General features: G+C 67.3%; 10 protein-coding genes. 5 read left to right on the forward strand and 5 right to left on the reverse strand.

Annotated elements, in window-relative coordinates; all coding sequences use genetic code 11:
- Positions 1 to 690 precede the first annotated feature (690 nt).
- Both ACH4UM_RS41185 and ACH4UM_RS41190 read left to right on the forward strand, forming a co-directional pair.
- On the forward strand, positions 691 to 1,269 hold the full coding sequence (locus ACH4UM_RS41185; protein ID WP_398191632.1) for a CAP domain-containing protein: 579 nt from the start codon (positions 691 to 693) through the stop codon (positions 1,267 to 1,269).
- Between the two features lie 812 nt (positions 1,270 to 2,081).
- Positions 2,082 to 2,276, forward strand: a complete 195-nt coding sequence (locus ACH4UM_RS41190) for a hypothetical protein (protein WP_398191635.1) — start codon at positions 2,082 to 2,084, stop codon at positions 2,274 to 2,276.
- 1,312 nt (positions 2,277 to 3,588) lie between these two features.
- Here ACH4UM_RS41190 and ACH4UM_RS41195 read toward each other — a convergent pair.
- Positions 3,589 to 3,912 carry a hypothetical protein gene (locus ACH4UM_RS41195; protein WP_398191638.1) on the reverse strand — a complete coding sequence of 108 codons (324 nt, stop codon included), beginning with the start codon at positions 3,910 to 3,912 and terminating at the stop codon, positions 3,589 to 3,591.
- Between the two features lie 886 nt (positions 3,913 to 4,798).
- On the reverse strand, positions 4,799 to 5,827 hold the full coding sequence (locus ACH4UM_RS41200; RefSeq protein WP_398191641.1) for a chitinase: 1,029 nt from the start codon (positions 5,825 to 5,827) through the stop codon (positions 4,799 to 4,801).
- Between the two features lie 317 nt (positions 5,828 to 6,144).
- On the opposite strand from ACH4UM_RS41200, the gene ACH4UM_RS41205 reads away from it, so the two are divergent.
- On the forward strand, positions 6,145 to 6,798 hold the full coding sequence (locus tag ACH4UM_RS41205) for a response regulator (protein ID WP_398191643.1): 654 nt from the start codon (positions 6,145 to 6,147) through the stop codon (positions 6,796 to 6,798).
- A gap of 389 nt (positions 6,799 to 7,187) precedes the next feature.
- Here the strand turns inward: ACH4UM_RS41205 and ACH4UM_RS41210 are convergent, their stop codons facing one another.
- The 3 genes from ACH4UM_RS41210 to ACH4UM_RS41220 form a co-directional block, all read right to left on the reverse strand.
- On the reverse strand, positions 7,188 to 8,465 hold the full coding sequence (locus ACH4UM_RS41210; RefSeq protein ID WP_398191645.1) for a sensor histidine kinase: 1,278 nt from the start codon (positions 8,463 to 8,465) through the stop codon (positions 7,188 to 7,190).
- Between the two features lie 183 nt (positions 8,466 to 8,648).
- Positions 8,649 to 8,978, reverse strand: a complete 330-nt coding sequence (locus ACH4UM_RS41215; protein ID WP_398191648.1) for a hypothetical protein — start codon at positions 8,976 to 8,978, stop codon at positions 8,649 to 8,651.
- Between the two features lie 129 nt (positions 8,979 to 9,107).
- Complete coding sequence (locus tag ACH4UM_RS41220; RefSeq protein WP_398191651.1) at positions 9,108 to 10,181, reverse strand: polyprenyl synthetase family protein; 1,074 nt, start codon at positions 10,179 to 10,181, stop codon at positions 9,108 to 9,110.
- 666 nt (positions 10,182 to 10,847) lie between these two features.
- Here ACH4UM_RS41220 and ACH4UM_RS41225 point away from each other — a divergent pair.
- Together ACH4UM_RS41225 and ACH4UM_RS41230 are read left to right on the forward strand one after the other, a co-directional pair.
- The gene (locus ACH4UM_RS41225) at positions 10,848 to 12,473 is read left to right on the forward strand and encodes an alpha/beta hydrolase (protein ID WP_398191656.1); all 1,626 of its coding nucleotides are present in this window, start codon (positions 10,848 to 10,850) and stop codon (positions 12,471 to 12,473) included.
- 668 nt (positions 12,474 to 13,141) lie between these two features.
- A complete protein-coding gene (locus ACH4UM_RS41230; protein WP_398191653.1) occupies positions 13,142 to 15,895 on the forward strand; it encodes an AAA family ATPase in 2,754 nt (917 codons plus the stop codon).
- Positions 15,896 to 16,058: the final 163 nt, after the last annotated feature.

Below are 16,058 nucleotides of genomic sequence, written 5' to 3' on the forward strand. Positions count from 1 at the left end.
CAGGTGCTCCGGTGGGTGACGGGGTGGCCGGACCTGCCGCGTGGACCGCAACAAGTCAAAGAACAACTTCCGTCACCGTCATCAGCCGCCGGAACCAGTTCGGTCAAACCTTCGTCGGAACCGGCACCGTCAAGCACACCTTCGGCAGCTGCTGACCACCCGCAGCGTTCAACGCTTCCCCGCGCTCACGCCGGCCGGCCCGGGCGACCGTGGTGGCAGGTCCGTCTGGTACGACGCACCCGTCCCGGCCGCGGCCTCGCTGCCGGCTCCCCTGGACCTCGGAAATCCCGACTCAGATGAACGGCCCATGGTCACCGCCCGTACGCAGGCACCTTGGCCAGGGATCCTCCCCGGGGCCGATCCATCGAACTTTCGTTTGCTTTTCACTCGTTGCCGTCGGGCAGCGCCGAGCTCCGACGCCGGACGGCGTGCCGCGAACGAGGAGGAACCACCGGTTCGCGTGCCAGGCGGCCCTGCCGCACGACCACCTCATGGCACGGCCTCGAAACGCTCTGCCGGACACACGGGCTTCGGCGGCGTCCCGCATCGAAAGGCCGTCACTCAAGAAATGAGGACCATATGCTCAGGCAGCATTCCCGCCACAAGTACCGGAAGACGCGCGGACTGGCGCTCAAGGCAGCAACGGTCGCCGCCGGACTCGCCGTCGGCGGGGCTGGAGTCGGCGTGGCCATGGGCTGCACCACGCCCCAGTCGGGCAGCCCCGCCGCCGGCACGCCTGACAACAGCTCCTCGGACGGCCGGGCAGACAGCTCCTCCCAGAAGCCGAACGCCACCCACGTGGAAACCCCGAAGACCGCCGCTCCCCCCGGGGATCAGCAGGCCGCCGGTCCGTCGAGCCGGGACAACACCGCGACGCGCAAGCGCACGGCTCTGGTCGGAGAGATCGTTCGTCTGGTCAACGCCGAGCGCCGCTCTGCCGGATGCCAACCCCTGAAGCCGAATGCCGTCCTGAGCAAGGCTGCGCAGCGGCACTCGGATGACATGCGAGCCCGGCACTTCTTCAGTCACACCAACCCCGATGGCGCGGGCCCGGCCGAACGCATCACGGCTGCCGGCTATCACTGGATGTCGTACGCCGAGAACATAGCCTTCGGCCAGCCGGACCCGGTCTCGGTCATGCGGACCTGGATGAACAGCACCGGCCACCGCGACAACATCCTCAATTGCGGCCTCAAGGACATCGGGGTGGGCGTGACTTCGGGCCAAGGAGGCCCGTGGTGGACCCAGGACTTCGGCAGCCGGCGCTGATGCGGTGACCGGGCCACGCTGACGGTTCGTTCCGCATCTGCCGCAACACCATCCAGTCCTCCATACCTGAGCTCTGGGTCAGGTTCCTGGCCCGGAGCACCCCCGCGTCGGCCGGAACGGGATCCACAGACACTGCCCGACACTCCAGCCCTGCCACCAGCCCTGCCACCGGCGGTACCCCCGGCCGTACCCAAGGGGAGTTCGCCGGCAACCCGAGCCATCCGCGGACGACCAGCGAGGACGGCAACCTTCCCGGTTCAGAACGGGCGGCATCACCGAACGGCACCGCGCCGCTGTGGAAGGTCATCAGCAACTCCACCCAGCCGAACCAGGTCACCTTCTTCGACACGGCCCGCAAGCACGATGTCAGCGGCAACCAGAATCTCGGTGTCGTCAAGCCGCCGGCCGCCAAGGCCGGCGCCTGGAAGCTCGCAGACACGGTCAACGCGCTGTAGAGCAAGCGGCACAGTCCTACCGCCTGCTGGACTCGCCACGAGGCCACGGGCTCCTGTACTCCACTGACCTTCGTTTGGTCGGCGCAAGCCACAACTGGCTCTTTCTACGACGACCGCACCGGTTTCGTCTTCCTCACCGCCAAGGATGCTGCCTCCAGGCACCTCCCCCTGCACGAGGCCGGGCACTTCTTCCAGGACCAGCTGTACAAGAAGGCGTTTCCCCACGTCACCAACTGCGCCCCCCACTACATCAACAAGCGCAGTTCCGTCTCTTGCGCCTGGACGGAGGGCTTCGCCGACGCCGTCGCCGCGTACGCCCTGGGCGATCACCGGTTCACCTTCCCCAATGGTGTCTCGGTGGACCTGTCCGATGACCGGGCCTTCGATGCCGGTGACGAGTGCCAGGGACGCGTCGGCGCTTCCCTGCTCGACCTGTGGAGCGCCAAAGGCCCAGACGGGGGCAACTGGAACAAGACGATCGACGTAATGGCACGCACGACGCCGGGCGGCTTCCGCAAGTATTCGTGGAGAGCCGGCCCAAAGCCGGCCTGAGCACCGGCGGACGGGCTCGAGACATCATCCACACGCACACCATCAACTATTGAGCGGACGGCGATCGGCGCCCATGCCTGCGGCAGAGCGAGTCAAGCGCGGTGGCCTCACGCCGAGCACGAGCCCTTGAGGTGTACGGATACAGCCGTTGCCACAGAGCGGCTGCTCCGGCACTCAGCGCACGACAGGGCGGACAGAGGTCCGCGTCACGTCTGTGCCAGGGGTCGCCACCCTCTCCGCAGCAGAGCCGTCAGCAGGTTTCCGAGGTCGCCGAGTGCTGGATGACAGCAAGCCCGACGTCATCCAGCGCTCGGCTGTCGGCGACCTCGTTTTGGCGGATGGTCAAGTCGACGCCTCCCGGGACGACTTGAGCAACTGGCCGTGCGCGGGTTGCGGTGCCAGTATGTGTACTCATCCTGCGTGACGGCTGAGCCATCCTCGTGCGATCGCCATGAAAGGCCCCGGCTCCCGAATTGTCGGCCGCCTCTGGCGGCTCACCCCGAGAACGCCAAGCGGATCTTCCCAGAGCGGTCCCGTCCGGCCCGGACGGGACCGCCTGATGGCTCTGCGCCGATGCCGACCCGGCCTCAGTGCACAGGAGCTGACCCTGCCTCATGCACTGGAAGGGCGAGGGCCGGCATGTCAGGCCTGAGCGTCCGGCCGTCCGCCCAGCCGTCACCGGAGGGCCAAGCGGTCCCGCCACCGGCCGTCAGGTCACCGTTGGTCCTGGCTTGCCGGGCGAGGTCGCCCGTGCTCCGATCCTGTGTCCAGGACATGAGCACCGCCACCGAATCCGCAAGACACGGTTCGTCAGGTACCTCGTGGCCGTGCGGGCACAGCGATTCGTCCCAGACCGGTTCCGGTGCTGGCGAGCCCGGGAAGGGCCAGGTGAACGGTCTCGCTGCGCGCGGTGACACGTCGTCTCCCTTGGTCGTCTGTCAGAAAGCAGCTCAGGGCCGCAAAAACCCCGGTGATCGTGGGCTCGTGGGCCAGAGTGAAGCCTCAACGAATGTCCGCAGGAATCAACTTGAGGATGACGCTGCCTCAACGACCGTTCGACGGTGTGGCCGGTCTCAGGATGTCCTGATGCCTGCGCCTGCGCACTTCGGTCCACGGCACAACGTGAACAAGTCGAGGACATCGGACAGTCGTGCAGCCAGGACGGTCCGGTCGGCGCCACAGCGGACGATGCCCGAGTGGGTGTCGTGTGATCGCCGACCGCGTTGGGTGACCACGGGCCGGTACCCCGCTCCCGGAACAGCCGCCGCTCCTTGTCCTGGTCGTAGCCGCGGACCGTTCAAGCACCCTCAGATCATCCGTAGGCAACGAAGTAGGGCCTCTTCACATTCTCGCGATACGGGTCGACATCGCCGAGACCGACCGTCCTGACGCCGGTCGACCTCAGATCGTCCGAGCCCGTAGTGGCTGCCTTCTGCGCATGCTGCACCGGTGAGCCGTCGGTCGCCGGGGTGTGGTGCGTCGTGGTTGCGGTGGCGAAGGCGGCGCCACAGCCCAGAAGCGCGATCGCTGCGCCACCGGTCAGCGCGAAGCGCAGACGCGGTGAGCGCGCGCCATGACGCCGGTTCGACGACACAACATCGGCTGTCGGAGGGGACTGTTGAGTCTGCGGATTCATGCTGCTGAACCTTTCCTTGAGGTTGTGCGGAATCTCCCAGGGCGTTCAGATCCCTGGGAAGTCTGGGATACCGAGCGGTGGGACCATTCGGACGCTGCGGTACCACGGCAGGGTGAAACGGCGGCTGCCCCGGTGCCGGAGTCGCAGCAAGGGCGGAGCGACCGACGGGAAAAGAGGTGGACGGCGGTGACCGATGGCGCGCCACGAAAGTTCGTTCGGGTGGCGGCATGGGGCGGGCACTAGCTTGAGTGACCGCGCTGCCACGCGACGCCCGGCGACGGATCCGACCCGAACCCGTTCGCCGTTTGCCAAAGATGAAGGGGAAGGGAGTGCGTTGCCACCTCGTGCGGTTGTCCGTGCCGGCACCGGATGTGGAGCCGCTTCAATCTCATCAGCACTGGATCACCGTCACAACCGAACCATTCCCGACCTATCAACATGCTTCGGTACCACGGACCCTGAGCCGCATTGGCCGCTGCACAGGACTGGGCCCCGCCGAGCGATGGCTCGGCGGGGCCCAGTAGAGCTGCTCCCGACTTGACCAACAGGCCGTTCGGGGGGGGAATCACAGGCCTGTCGGCCAGGTCGGAGCAGCCGACCGGAACCCGGAACGCGGCATGGTCCCGGGCCGGCGGCACCCGGAAAGCATCCGGGGATCAAGGATCACGCCGATGCACGGGTGCCATCCCGCTTTGACGCGCACCGCCGAAGGCGGTCTCGACGACGTCGATCCACCGTCTCGGCCGCCGCGGTGGCTCCCGATGCCGAACGTCCCCGCTCGGCATCCCGGTTGGCAGCCGGTACGAGAGCAAGCTCCAGTGCGGATCTTGCCGGGCTCGCCCGCCGCTGTTCGTTCTCAGTAACCCGCCCTTCCCCGGCCGATCCGTCAACCGCGGTAGGAGCCAAGAATCTTGCTGAAGGCGAACGGTTCCTGACGCACACCGCTGCACGAGGCGTTGGCTCCGCCGGACGAGCCCTGGCACTGCTTGTCGCGGTTCATGGAGTCCATGGACAGTCGCCCCACATGCTTGGAGTTGGCGAAGGCCACCAACGTCTTGGCGTTCTCCAGGGTGAAGGTCCGCTTGCCGAAGTCGTTCGCGCCGATCCTGGGCGTGATGGCGAGCGACTTCCACGCCTGCGTCTCCGACAGCCCCAGTGTGGACTTGAGCTGTCGCTGAGTGGTGGTGGCGGCGCTGGTCGTGTCCTTCAGCAGGTCGTCGCCGGCAGCACTGTCCCCGGGATCGGCGGTCACGATGTTGACGGTCGACACCCTGGCTCCCTTCTCCTTGGCGCTGGACAGCACCTTCAAACCGTTGGGAGTGAGGCCGTTGGCCAGAGCGGGAAGGCTGATCGACACGTCCAGGCCCGGGTGGTTCTTCTGCAGCAGTGCTATGGCCTGGGACCGGCGTGGGTTGAGATCAGGCATGTTCAGGACGAATCCCTGCACATCGAAGTCGACCTTCGTGATCTTGTACTTGTCGATGACCTTGGCGTAGGCAGCCGCCAGTGCTTTCGCGGAAGAGCAGCTGGGCGTCAGGTCGCCACCGTCCCCGCCGAAGGAAACCCTCACGTCTCCCCCGCCCTGGCGCAGTCGGCCAAGCTGCGCCAGGACCTCGTCTCCGCCCTCGGCGGCGCAACCTGTACTGCGCTTGAGGTAGCCGAGGGTGAAGGACCTGACGCCGTTCTCCGCTGCGGTGGAGGCGAGTTCGGGTGCCCGGCTGTCCGAGGCGTCGAGGAAGGGCGAGAAGCCCTCGCCCCTCCCACCGACTGCCCGGGCATCGTCGCCATGCGTGTTCACGCGGGCCGCCTGCGCGCTGCTCGCCAGGACCGCGGCCGCGCCCACGGCGACGGATCCTCCGACGACAAGGCCGATGACTGCCTTCTTCTTGCACTTGGTGTTGCGGTGGTGGGGCATCGCTGTTCACTTTCCTTTCAGGAACGCAGTGACTCCAGGTCGTCCGGCCCCCGAAGCCGGCACAGGGAGAGCACCGGCCTGGGAGCATTTCGTCGAGTGAAGGAGCAACGTCCGTTCCAGCCATCGACCGCAGGGACGAGACCATCTGAACTTCCGTCACGGCTACGACGGGGCACGGCATGGCGTCCGTCACCCTGACCGCAGCCCGGTCGCAGGTCTCCACCTTGCACCGGAGTCGTCCCGGTCCGGATCTGGCTCATCGCAGGGCCCGGTACCTTGGGTCCCACCGCCTCCTTCCAGGCCGAAAGTGAACAGCCATGATCAGGGTCCTTGTTGCGGATGACGAGCAGCTCACGCGAGAGAGCCTGCGGTTGATACTCGAGTCCGACGAGGGCATCACCGTCGTCGAGGACGCCATCGACGGAGAGCAGGCGGTCGCCGCGGCCATCATCCACCGGCCGGATGTCGTCCTTACCGATATCCAGATGCCCGCCATGGACGGGCTGTCCGCAGCTCTGGCCATGCGGCGCCTGGCTCACCCGCCCCGCATCATCGTCCTGACGTCGTTCGCCCAGGACCAGTACCTCTACACCGCGCTGCAGGCCGGGGTCGACGGCTTTCTCCTCAAGGACATCCGTCCCGAGGAACTCATCGATGCGGTGAAGGTCGTGGCACGGGGGGAAGCGATCATCTCTCCTTCCATGACCCGAACGCTGCTGCAGCACTTCGCCGTGCCGCAGTCCATCTCATCTGCCCGTAGGCAGCTGGATCCCCTGTCCCAAGAACACCGCGCGATCCTGTCCCTGCTCGCCCAGGGCTGCTCCAACGCCGAAATCGGAGCCCGGCTCAACCTGTCCGAGTCGCAGGTGAAGGTCCACGTCAGCCGCATCCTGCGGATCCTCGGCTGCAGCAACCGCGTCAAGGCGGCCATCCTGGCCTACGAGGCCGGACTCATCCCGCCCGCAGAGTAGGGACGGCACGCCACGCGGGGGCTCTCTCTGTAACGACGTGCAGGGAAACGTGTCCCGCCTCGGCCACCACGGCAGCCCACACCTGCCGGCCCTGGCGCGCATCGGACGCCCCGACGACTGCGAGGAGCGGGCGCGGCGGCTGGTTCAGGAGCTGCTGGGGGTCGAGGACGCCGAAACCGGGTGGATTCTGCTCTTCCTGGAGTTCCGCCTTCCGGCGGCCCGTACGCCCGGGCTCGCACCGCCGGCGGGGTTCGGTTCCTGTCAACAGCCAGGTGGTGCTTGGCCCCCGGGCGGACCCGGTCGACCATGAGGGGCCGACCTGGTCTCCCCTTGGACAGCGCTGATGTGGGAGCCGTCGATCGCTGTGTCGTCCATCCGGGCCGCCCGAGTCACGCGATCGAGGCCTGCGTCCGTCTCAGCGGGAAGGTTGCGAGCACCTGGAAATACCCGTCCGAGGTGACGGCCGCCGTCACATGACCGTCCAACTGCTCGGCACGTTCGCTCATGCCGATCAGGCCGAATCCGCTGCCTGTTCCGGCCTGGCCCGAGCCCGGCTGCGCCAGGGGCGGCACCGGGTTCCGAACGGTCAGCCGCAGCGTGCCCGCCTCTTGCCCCACTGCCACGTGCACCGTGGACCGGGGGGCGTGTTTGGCGGCGTTCGCCAACGCTTCCTGTACGATCCGGTAAATCGCGTACTTCAACGGCACCGGGCACTCTGCAAGAGCATCGTCGAGCGTCCAGGACACGGGCATGCCGGCTTCGTGCGCGCTGCACAACAACGTTGCCAAGTCCAGGTCGAAGGGTTCCTCCCCTGCGCGGCTGAGGGCCACCTTCTCCCCCATGCCGTCCTGTCGCAGCACCTGAAGCAGGTCCCGCAGCTCCAGCATCGTCCTGCGCCCGAGATCCGCGATCACGGTCGCGTCCTGTCCGGCTGGTGATGCGCGGCCGGCGGTCAACTCGAGAGCACCGGCCCGCAGGACGATGAGTCCGACATAGTGTGTCACGACGTCGTGCATTTCCCTTGCGATGCGGGTGCGTTCGGTCAACGCGGCGTTCTGCGCCACCAGTTCTCGCTCGCGCCGCAACTTCCCATTCAGCGTCCGCAGATTGTCGATGCGTTGCCGATGTTCCCGAACCGTGACGGCGAGCAGCACCGGGACGGCGACGAACGGGATCATCTCACGCAAGACGATGTCTTCGAAGGCGTACACCAAGGTGAGTGGCACGCTGCCGTAGGAATAGCCACGCATCTGGTCTCTGAAGTCGAGCACGAATGCCACGCAGACGGCGGCGGCGCCGATTCCGGCCCACACATACCGCCGGGCAGAGATCAGCGTGTAGAAGACGATCGGAAGCGTCGCCACCGCGCCGGTGACGAATCGGGCGATCACGGAGGTGATGGCAAAGAGCAACGGCCAACGGCGGCGGGTCAACAGCGACAGCGCCGCTGCCATGTCCGCCGCCACCCAGGAGACGTAGAGCCAATCGGTCCAGCACAGGCCGCGCTCGGGCAGGTAGGGAGGGTCGACGACGATGTAGATCACCAGCACGTAGGCCAGGGCTGCCGACGCCAACAGCAGGTCTGCCGGCGTCATTCCGGCCACGGCACCACGTCGTCCGTGGCCGCGCGCCGACTTGGGGTCGTCCCCTTGTCCATGGATCGTCATAGGCTTCCCTTGCGTCCAGGCCCGACACTCCGCAGTGTGCAGCAACGTTCCCTTGCATCATGACCGCAGTGGCAAGCCGTGAGCGAGCAGAGAGCCTACCGGTAGGGCATGGCGGAAAAGGCGACGCACGCTCTCCCTGCCGAAGAGGGGCGTGGACGATGGCGTTCGCGCCTGCCGCTCAGGTCAGCGGCAGGCCGAACTCACACAGGGCTCGGACGTCCTGCCGTTGAGACAGAGTGTGTAGCGGTCGCTCTCGGGAACCACGATGGACGTCGGACCAGACACCTTGACGGGCTGTTCGCAGGCTGGGGCATCGCCGGTCGTGTGCCTGGGGGACGGGATCGGCCGGTGGGTTGCCTTCCGCCCGTCCTCCTGATGAGAGGGGTGCCCGGGACTCGGGCTGGGGGCCAGGGCGGCGCCGACGGCTAGAGCCAAGCCGAACACCAGGCCGGCGGCCGCGGCGGAGTGCCGGGCGTCCTTGTCGTCGTGCTTGCGCGGGGCAGGGGCGCTCATCGTGGCGATTGCATCCGGTTTCGTACTCAAGTGGAGCGACAGTCGGGGGTGTGGGGGTCTCGCACGGGGGGAATCGCGCTTGCACGCTGCCACACCGCTGTGCGGCGAACAACGCGACGAGGGCGGAAGTCACGCCGTCCGCACGGTGAGGCGGGCGGCGAGGTGACGCAGGGACTCGACCACCTCCGCGGGAAGGTCGGAGCTCGTGAGGGCATCGAGGGCCTCCTGCTGCAGATGCGTGATGCGCGATTCCACCGACTCCCGCGCCCCCGTACTGATCAGCAGCCTGCGCGCCTCGGTCTCCTGCGCGCCGGTGAGGGGGCCTTTCAGCAGTTCCCTCAGTCGCCGCGCGTCCGCGGAATCAGCGTCCGCCACGCCCAGTGCCGCCAGGAGCGTGCATTTACCCTCACGCAGGTCCTCGCTGCAGGACTTTCCGGTCTCCTCAGGCCGGCCGAACACGCCCAGGACGTCGTCGCGCAGTTGGAATGCGATCCCCAAGGGGATGGCGAACTCACTCAGTCGGCAGAGCGTTTCCTGCTCGGCCCCGGCAAGCACCGCGCCGATTCTCAAGGGTGCGTCGACCGTGTACCGAGCGGTTTTGAAATGCGCGATGAACAGCGCCTCTTCGGCATGCAGGCTACGCAGGTGCGCCGAGAGAAGGTCTTGGTACTGCCCGTAGACGGTTACTCGGCGCATGCTGTCCATCTCGGCTCCGGCAAGCCTCAGCTGCCGGGGCGTGAGACCGGCCGTGCGAAGCAGTTCGTCGGACCAGGAGAGCGCCAGATCTCCCAGGAGGATCGCGGCACTCGTCCCGAACCGCTGCGCCCGCACCCCTCCGGGTTCTCTGGCGAGCGAGCGATGAGCCGTAGGAAGTCCGCGGCGCAATCGGCTGTCGTCCATCACGTCGTCATGCAGCAGCGCGCAAGCATGGAACATCTCCAGCGATGCCGCCACTTGGACCACCGACTGGGCAAGATGCCGGCCTCCGCCTGCGTACCATCCCGTCACGCACAACAGTGAGCGCAGACGTTTGCCTCCGTGCAGCAGGTAGTTCTCCAGAACCCGCGGCATTCCCTCTGGCATGGGCGGTTCACCCTCCGCCCCGGACTGGCGCACCTTGAGGAAGTCACGCAGCGCTTGTTCCACCTGGTGGCGGACCGTCGAGGCCGAGGGCAGCGAGAGACGTTCTGTCGAGGTTGACAATGCAGCGTTCCTCTGGGGTGGGGCGATGGCACGCGGTCCCCCCGCACGAGGTGCGGGGAGTGCGAGGTCTGAACAGACACATCCCATCACCCGTGCGCCTTCGAGGTGACCCTTCAGACCCCCAGTCCGCTAACGCTTCGGACCGGTACGGGACATGGGTCTCGGTGCCCGTCCTCGATGCGCACGGAGGCGAAGCCGACCGAGTACACAGATGTGTCAACGTGATGGTGCCGGCCGGCGCGGGCGTCGGCGGCGGCTCGCTGAACTACGCCAACAACCTCTGCGTCCCGCCGAAGGCGTTCTTCGGCGCCTCGCAGTGGCCGGACATCCAAGGCGCTGGTCGGCGCGCAGACCGACAGCCGCCGCTACCGCAGGGCGACCGGCCGGCCGAGGGCCGACTTCTCGGCATCGCCGGCACGCTCCCGGTCAGCCGGGACACCCACGTGCCAAGGACCCGAACCCGGCACCGAACACTTTCTGACCTACGGCACGGTATGCAACGGCTCATGAGCCACGGAGGCCCCGGCGTCGCTAGCGTCTCAAGGACCCGTCCCGGGCATCTTTATCCCAGCGCATGTCGTCATGGCTGCACCACGGGCTGCCGGCGCGGGCTCCATCCATGATCCTTCTCAAGGAAGACCCTCCGCACTCATGCGCCAACCCTCCATGCCCCGGACTGCGGCAGACACCCGATGCAAGCGACGCCTGCGCAACCTCACATGCGCCGCGATCAGCCTGGCTCTGCTCGGCCTGCCGGCATGCGGTGCGCCGGGCCCCCACGGTTCCCGTACGGACGCACATGCGACGACTCAACCGCCGCTGCCCGCAACACTGACGAAGCAGAAGGTGCACTGGCACCCGTGCGCGGCCCCGGACCGTTCCGAAGGCCAAGGCGCGGCACCCGGCTCAGCCTGGGAATGCGCCTCCCTCCGGGTTCCCCTCGACTACGCCGAGCCGGCAGGCGAAACCATCAAGCTCGCTCTCATCCGCACCAGGGCGGAGCGCACGGACAAGCGTCTGGGATCCCTGATCTTCAACTTCGGCGGGCCCGGCGCCTCAGGCGTCGCAACGCTGCCCGAGTACAGCGGCGAACTGTTCAGACTCCGTTCCAGGTACGACCTCGTGAGTTTCGACCCACGCGGTGTGGGACTGAGCCGCGGTGTCACCTGTCTCAACGGAGCCGACCTCGACGACTACTTCGCCCTCGACCCCACGCCGGACACCCCCGCGGAACGTGACCTGCTGAGAAAGGCAGACCGGGAGTACGTCGCTGCCTGCCGGAAGAACTCCGGCAAGGTCCTGCCGCACCTCGACACGGAGAGCGCTGCCCGGGACATCGACCTGCTGCGACAGGTTCTCGGTGACAAGAAGACCTCGTACTTCGGCGTTTCCTATGGAACACAGCTGGGCGCCGTCTATGCCCACCTCTTCCCGCACAAGGTCGGCAAGCTGGTCCTCGACGCGGCTGTGGATCCTGGCCTGTCCCCCGTGCAGTCCGACCTGCAGCAAACCAGGGGCTTCCAGCTCGCCCTGGAGCACTACATGAAGAACTGCGCCCGGCAGACAGCCGGCTGCCCGACTGGTCGCGGCGGCCAGGAAGGCACCGATCGGATCACGTCCTTGCTGCGCCGGCTGGACGCACACCCGCTCCCCACCGCCGGGGACCGGAGACTCACCACTCATCTGGCCGAACTGGGTGTGGCGGCAGCCCTGTACGCGTCGGACGGCTGGAGCGCCCTGACCAAGGGGCTGAGCCAGGCCATGGACGATCACCAGGGGGACATCCTGCTCGCTCTGGCCGACTTGTACCTCGGGCGGGACTCGCAGGGGCACTACAGCACAGAGCAGGCCTCGCACACGGCAATCAGCTGCGCCGACACCAGTGAACGCATCAGTGACCGCCGAGCTGCTCAGTTGCTTCCCCAGTTCCTCAATGCATCACCCGTCTTTGGTCCAGGAGCCGCAGCACGGCTGACGGAGTGCTCCGGTTGGCCGGTACGCGGAAAGTCCGCCCATCCGAACGTGCGGGCCGTCGGCGCCGGCCCGATCCTCGTCATCGGTCAGACAGGAGATCCCGCCACTCCCTTCGCGGGTGCGCGCAACCTGGCACGCGCGCTGGGCGACGGCGTCGGCGTGGACATCGCCGTCGAAGGTGAGGGACACGGCGCCTATTTCTCCGACAACGTGTGCCTGACCGGTCTCGTGGACAACTACTTGCTGCACCAAGTGGTGCCGCCACGAGGAACGCAGTGCCGTCCATCGACATCGACCGGCGATTCCCGCGCCTGGTGACCAGGCGGAGTCCGGCGCGCCTCGAACCAGTTGGCGTGCCCTTTGTGAAGGCGTGCTGTCCGTGCTGCCTACCGTCTCCGGCGCCGCGTCACCGACATCTGCCGGCAGCGGCCGGGCGAGAAGCGCCTACGGCAACGTCTCTCGTCCGGCCTTGGTTGAGGAAGTGAGTCCATGACCTACCGCACAGACGCTGAGATACACCATGCCGTCGTCATCGGCAGGGACTTGAGCATCGCCGGGTCTCCTCGGCCGGGGGTGCCGTCAGACCTTCTCCCAGGGCAGTACGGATACTGGTCCCGGCGTTTCCCTGCCACCACCTGCCTCCACACCGGCTCACGACCCCAACTCGAATGGCTCGTCCGCAAAAGGGTGCCGGCCAACTCCAGGATCGAACCGGTCCAGGGCGAGGCGACGGGTCTCATCGGGCATGCTCGCCGGGTCACGGGGACAAGGCTGCGGGAGCGCGGTGTCTGCCGACCGGGCGGCCGGCGTCACGGTCGAGGGTCGGCACCGACGACGCACCCGTCTGCCCGAAGCCCTGTCGGGGCGTGCCCGTCCGATGGCCGCGCCGGACGGCTCTCAGTTACGTTCTCCGCACAGTGCGTACCCACAGATCAGATGGTGGACAGGGATGAATCCCCTTGCATCAACCGCCATAATTGACCGCCGTGTTGATAGGACGAGACCGAGAACTCGCGATTCTGTGCGAGTTGATCGCTTCGCCCGCGTCCAGGGCCAGGCTGGTGGTAAGGGGTGAGAGGGGACTGGGCAAGAGCGCCTTGCTGCGTACATTCGCCGCTGAGGCAGCTCGGCAAGGTTGGCGTGTACTGCGTGTCGCGGGAGATCCGGCGGATCAGGAGTTCGGCATGGCGCGCCGGATCCTGTCACGCATCGAAGAGGACCGCCATGTCGGCGCGGTACCAGAACCTCCGGACGCCGCAGTCCAAGTCAAGGCTTCGACGTTGCCGCTCACCCTTGCACATGCCGGGGAGTCGGTCCTCGCGTTCCTCCGCACTCCGACCTTGCTCACGATCGATGACGTTCACCTTGCCGACGGGGAGTCCTTGAAGTGGCTGACCCGCCTGCTGCGCAGGGTGAGTACTCAACCGCTCGCGGTGGTTGCCGCCTTGACTCCTCAGGCCGCAACTGCGTACGGCGGACTTGAGATCGGTGACCTTCTTCCCTGCCTCGAACACCAGTTGACTCTTGCCCCGTTCGGAGCCCACGAAGTGGGTGCCCTGGCAGAACACCTTCTGGGCGGACAAGCGGAGGAGGCCTTCGTACAGGCGTGTGAGGAAGCCACCGCGGGCATTCCGTCGGCGCTGTACGAAGTGCTCTCCCAGATCGGGGCCAGAGGGGCAGCGCCGGATGCCGCAACAGCCGGCCAGATCCTGCGGTACGTGCCGCGGGACCTGGGCCGGTCGGTGATGGCGGACATCCGGTCCGGCGGCGATGAGGTGGTGAGCACTGCCGTTGCGGCAGCGGTGCTGTGCGCCAACCCGTCGCCTGACCTGCTCGCCCATGCGACGGGGCTTTCCGTCACCACCGTGGACGACGCCATCCACACGTTGACCCAGGCCGGCATCGTCCACGACACCGCGCAGGGCCCGCGCTTCGCCGCCCCGGTGATCGCCGCTGCCGTGGCCAACGAGGTTCCGCCCAGCCTGCAACGGCATCTGCACAGCCGGGCCGCACGTTTCCTCCTGGATGCCGGCGCCTCGTGGAACAAGCTCACTCCGCACCTTCTGCAATGCCGTCGAGGTGACGAGTGGGTCGTGGAGGCCCTTTTGTGGGCCGCCGACGAGGCCAGGCGCCATGACAACGACAGTGCTGTCGCCTGCCTGCGCCGCGTGCTCCATGAACCGATTCCGGACGACGTCCGGGCCTCTGTGCTGGTTCTCCTCGGTGAAGCGGAGCTGTCGCGATGTGCCCGCACAGGCGCGCGCAGCCTGCGCAGCGGTCTGCAATTGGATCTGCCGGCGCGAGTCCAAGGTCCGGCAGCGCGTTCCCTGGCTGGTGCGCTGTTCACGCTGAACCGGTATCCGGAAGGCATTCAGGTGCTGGAGGAAACCGTCGACAAACTGCGTACGGCCGATCCGGCGCAGGCCCTGCGCACCGAGATCGACCTGCTGTACGCACAGGTCACCTACGTACCGTCCGCATCCGCATTCATGCCCCGGCTCGTGCAGCTCTCCCCGGACGACGTGGAGGACGTCGGGGCTCAGCGCTCGTTGGCGGCCCTGCTCGCAATGCGGTCCGTCATGACCGCACGTGGTCCGCAGGAGGCCATCGCCCATGCACAGCGGGCGCTGGCTCAGGGAGTGATCCCGGAGGGGGACGAGTCGTTCGTCTACACGGGTGCCGTCCTCGCGCTGGCCGCGGCGGGCCGACCAGATCTTGCCCTGACCCATGTCGATCACAGTCACGAAAGGCTGCGGAGTGACAGTCCGGGGCTGGCCCAGGCCTATGTCCACACGCTGCGCGCGGGTGTGCACTACCGACTCGGCAACGTTGTCCCGTGCATTGGCGACGCGCAGGCCGCGGTGCGGACGTTGCGCACCCTGGGAGCAGGTCCGCAGGCGAATCACAGTGTCGCGATGTGGGCAGACGCGCTCCTCAAGCAGGGTGAGCCGCAGCAGGCGTCTGCGCTGTTGCGAGAGCACGGGCTGACGGAGCAGCTCTCACAGCACTGGGCCAATGACTTCACCTTGCTCGTCCGTGGGCGAGTCAACCGCGCTCTTGGTCGACCTCGCCAGGCGCTGGCCGACTTCCTCGACAGCGGCGAGCTTGCATGCGCACGAGGTCTGGGAGCGCCGGCTGTGCTGCCGTGGCGTTCGGAGGCCGCCCTCACGCACGCTTTGCTGGGTGAGACCCGGCAGGCACGCGTACTGATCGATGAGGAACTGGATCTGGCGCGGTCCTGGGGCGTCCCGGAGACCATCGCAGTAGCCCTGCGGGCAGCGGCAGTGATCGCGGGCGGCACCGAGGGCATCCGCCTGCTCGGGGAAGCGGTCACCTTGTCGGAAGCAACGAGTTGCCGCCTCGTCTACGCCGAAGCCCTCGCCGAGCAGGGAGCACTTCTCGCCGGCCAGGGCGCACACGGCGAGGCCCGTGATCACCTGCAGCAGGCGCTGAAGGTGGCACAGCGCTGCGGTGCCACGAGCATCTGCCGAAGAGCAGAACAGGAACTGGGGCGCATCGGCTACCGGCCCGCCGGACAGGAGCGGCAAGGCCCTCAGGGCCTGACGAAGGCCGAGCAACGAGTTGCCCGCCTGGCCGCACAGGGCCTGACGAACCGGGCCATAGCCCGGGAACTGTTCGTGGAGCTGAGGACCGTGGAGCTGCATCTCAGCAGGTGCTACCGCAAGTTGGGTATCACCGGGCGGTCAGGGCTCGCCGAAGCCCTTGGTGAGCATTCATGACACGGCGATGCCGGACGGCGTGAGGCGCCGTCCGGCATCGGGCAGGGGACGAAGGGCTACTTCGCGTCCGCCGCCGGGAGCTTGGTCTGGATGAGGTCCATGACGGTGGAGTCGGTCAGGGTGGTGACGTCTCCGAGTTGCCGGTTCTCCGCCACGTCGCGCA

This window comes from Streptomyces sp. NPDC020801 (assembly GCF_044334385.1).
Lineage (GTDB): Bacteria > Actinomycetota > Actinomycetes > Streptomycetales > Streptomycetaceae > Streptomyces.

What these genes read in the sequence shown, in the direction of transcription:
- ACH4UM_RS41185 (WP_398191632.1), top strand. Translation starts at nt 691, where the DNA reads ATGGGCTGCACCACGCCCCAGTCGGGCAGCCCCGCCGCCGGCACGCCT.
- ACH4UM_RS41195 (WP_398191638.1), bottom strand. Translation starts at nt 3,912, where the DNA reads ATGAATCCGCAGACTCAACAGTCCCCTCCGACAGCCGATGTTGTGTCG.
- ACH4UM_RS41205 (WP_398191643.1), top strand. Translation starts at nt 6,145, where the DNA reads ATGATCAGGGTCCTTGTTGCGGATGACGAGCAGCTCACGCGAGAGAGC.
- ACH4UM_RS41225 (WP_398191656.1), top strand. Translation starts at nt 10,848, where the DNA reads ATGCCCCGGACTGCGGCAGACACCCGATGCAAGCGACGCCTGCGCAAC.
- ACH4UM_RS41210 (WP_398191645.1), bottom strand. Translation starts at nt 8,465, where the DNA reads ATGACGATCCATGGACAAGGGGACGACCCCAAGTCGGCGCGCGGCCAC.
- ACH4UM_RS41200 (WP_398191641.1), bottom strand. Translation starts at nt 5,827, where the DNA reads ATGCCCCACCACCGCAACACCAAGTGCAAGAAGAAGGCAGTCATCGGC.
- ACH4UM_RS41215 (WP_398191648.1), bottom strand. Translation starts at nt 8,978, where the DNA reads ATGAGCGCCCCTGCCCCGCGCAAGCACGACGACAAGGACGCCCGGCAC.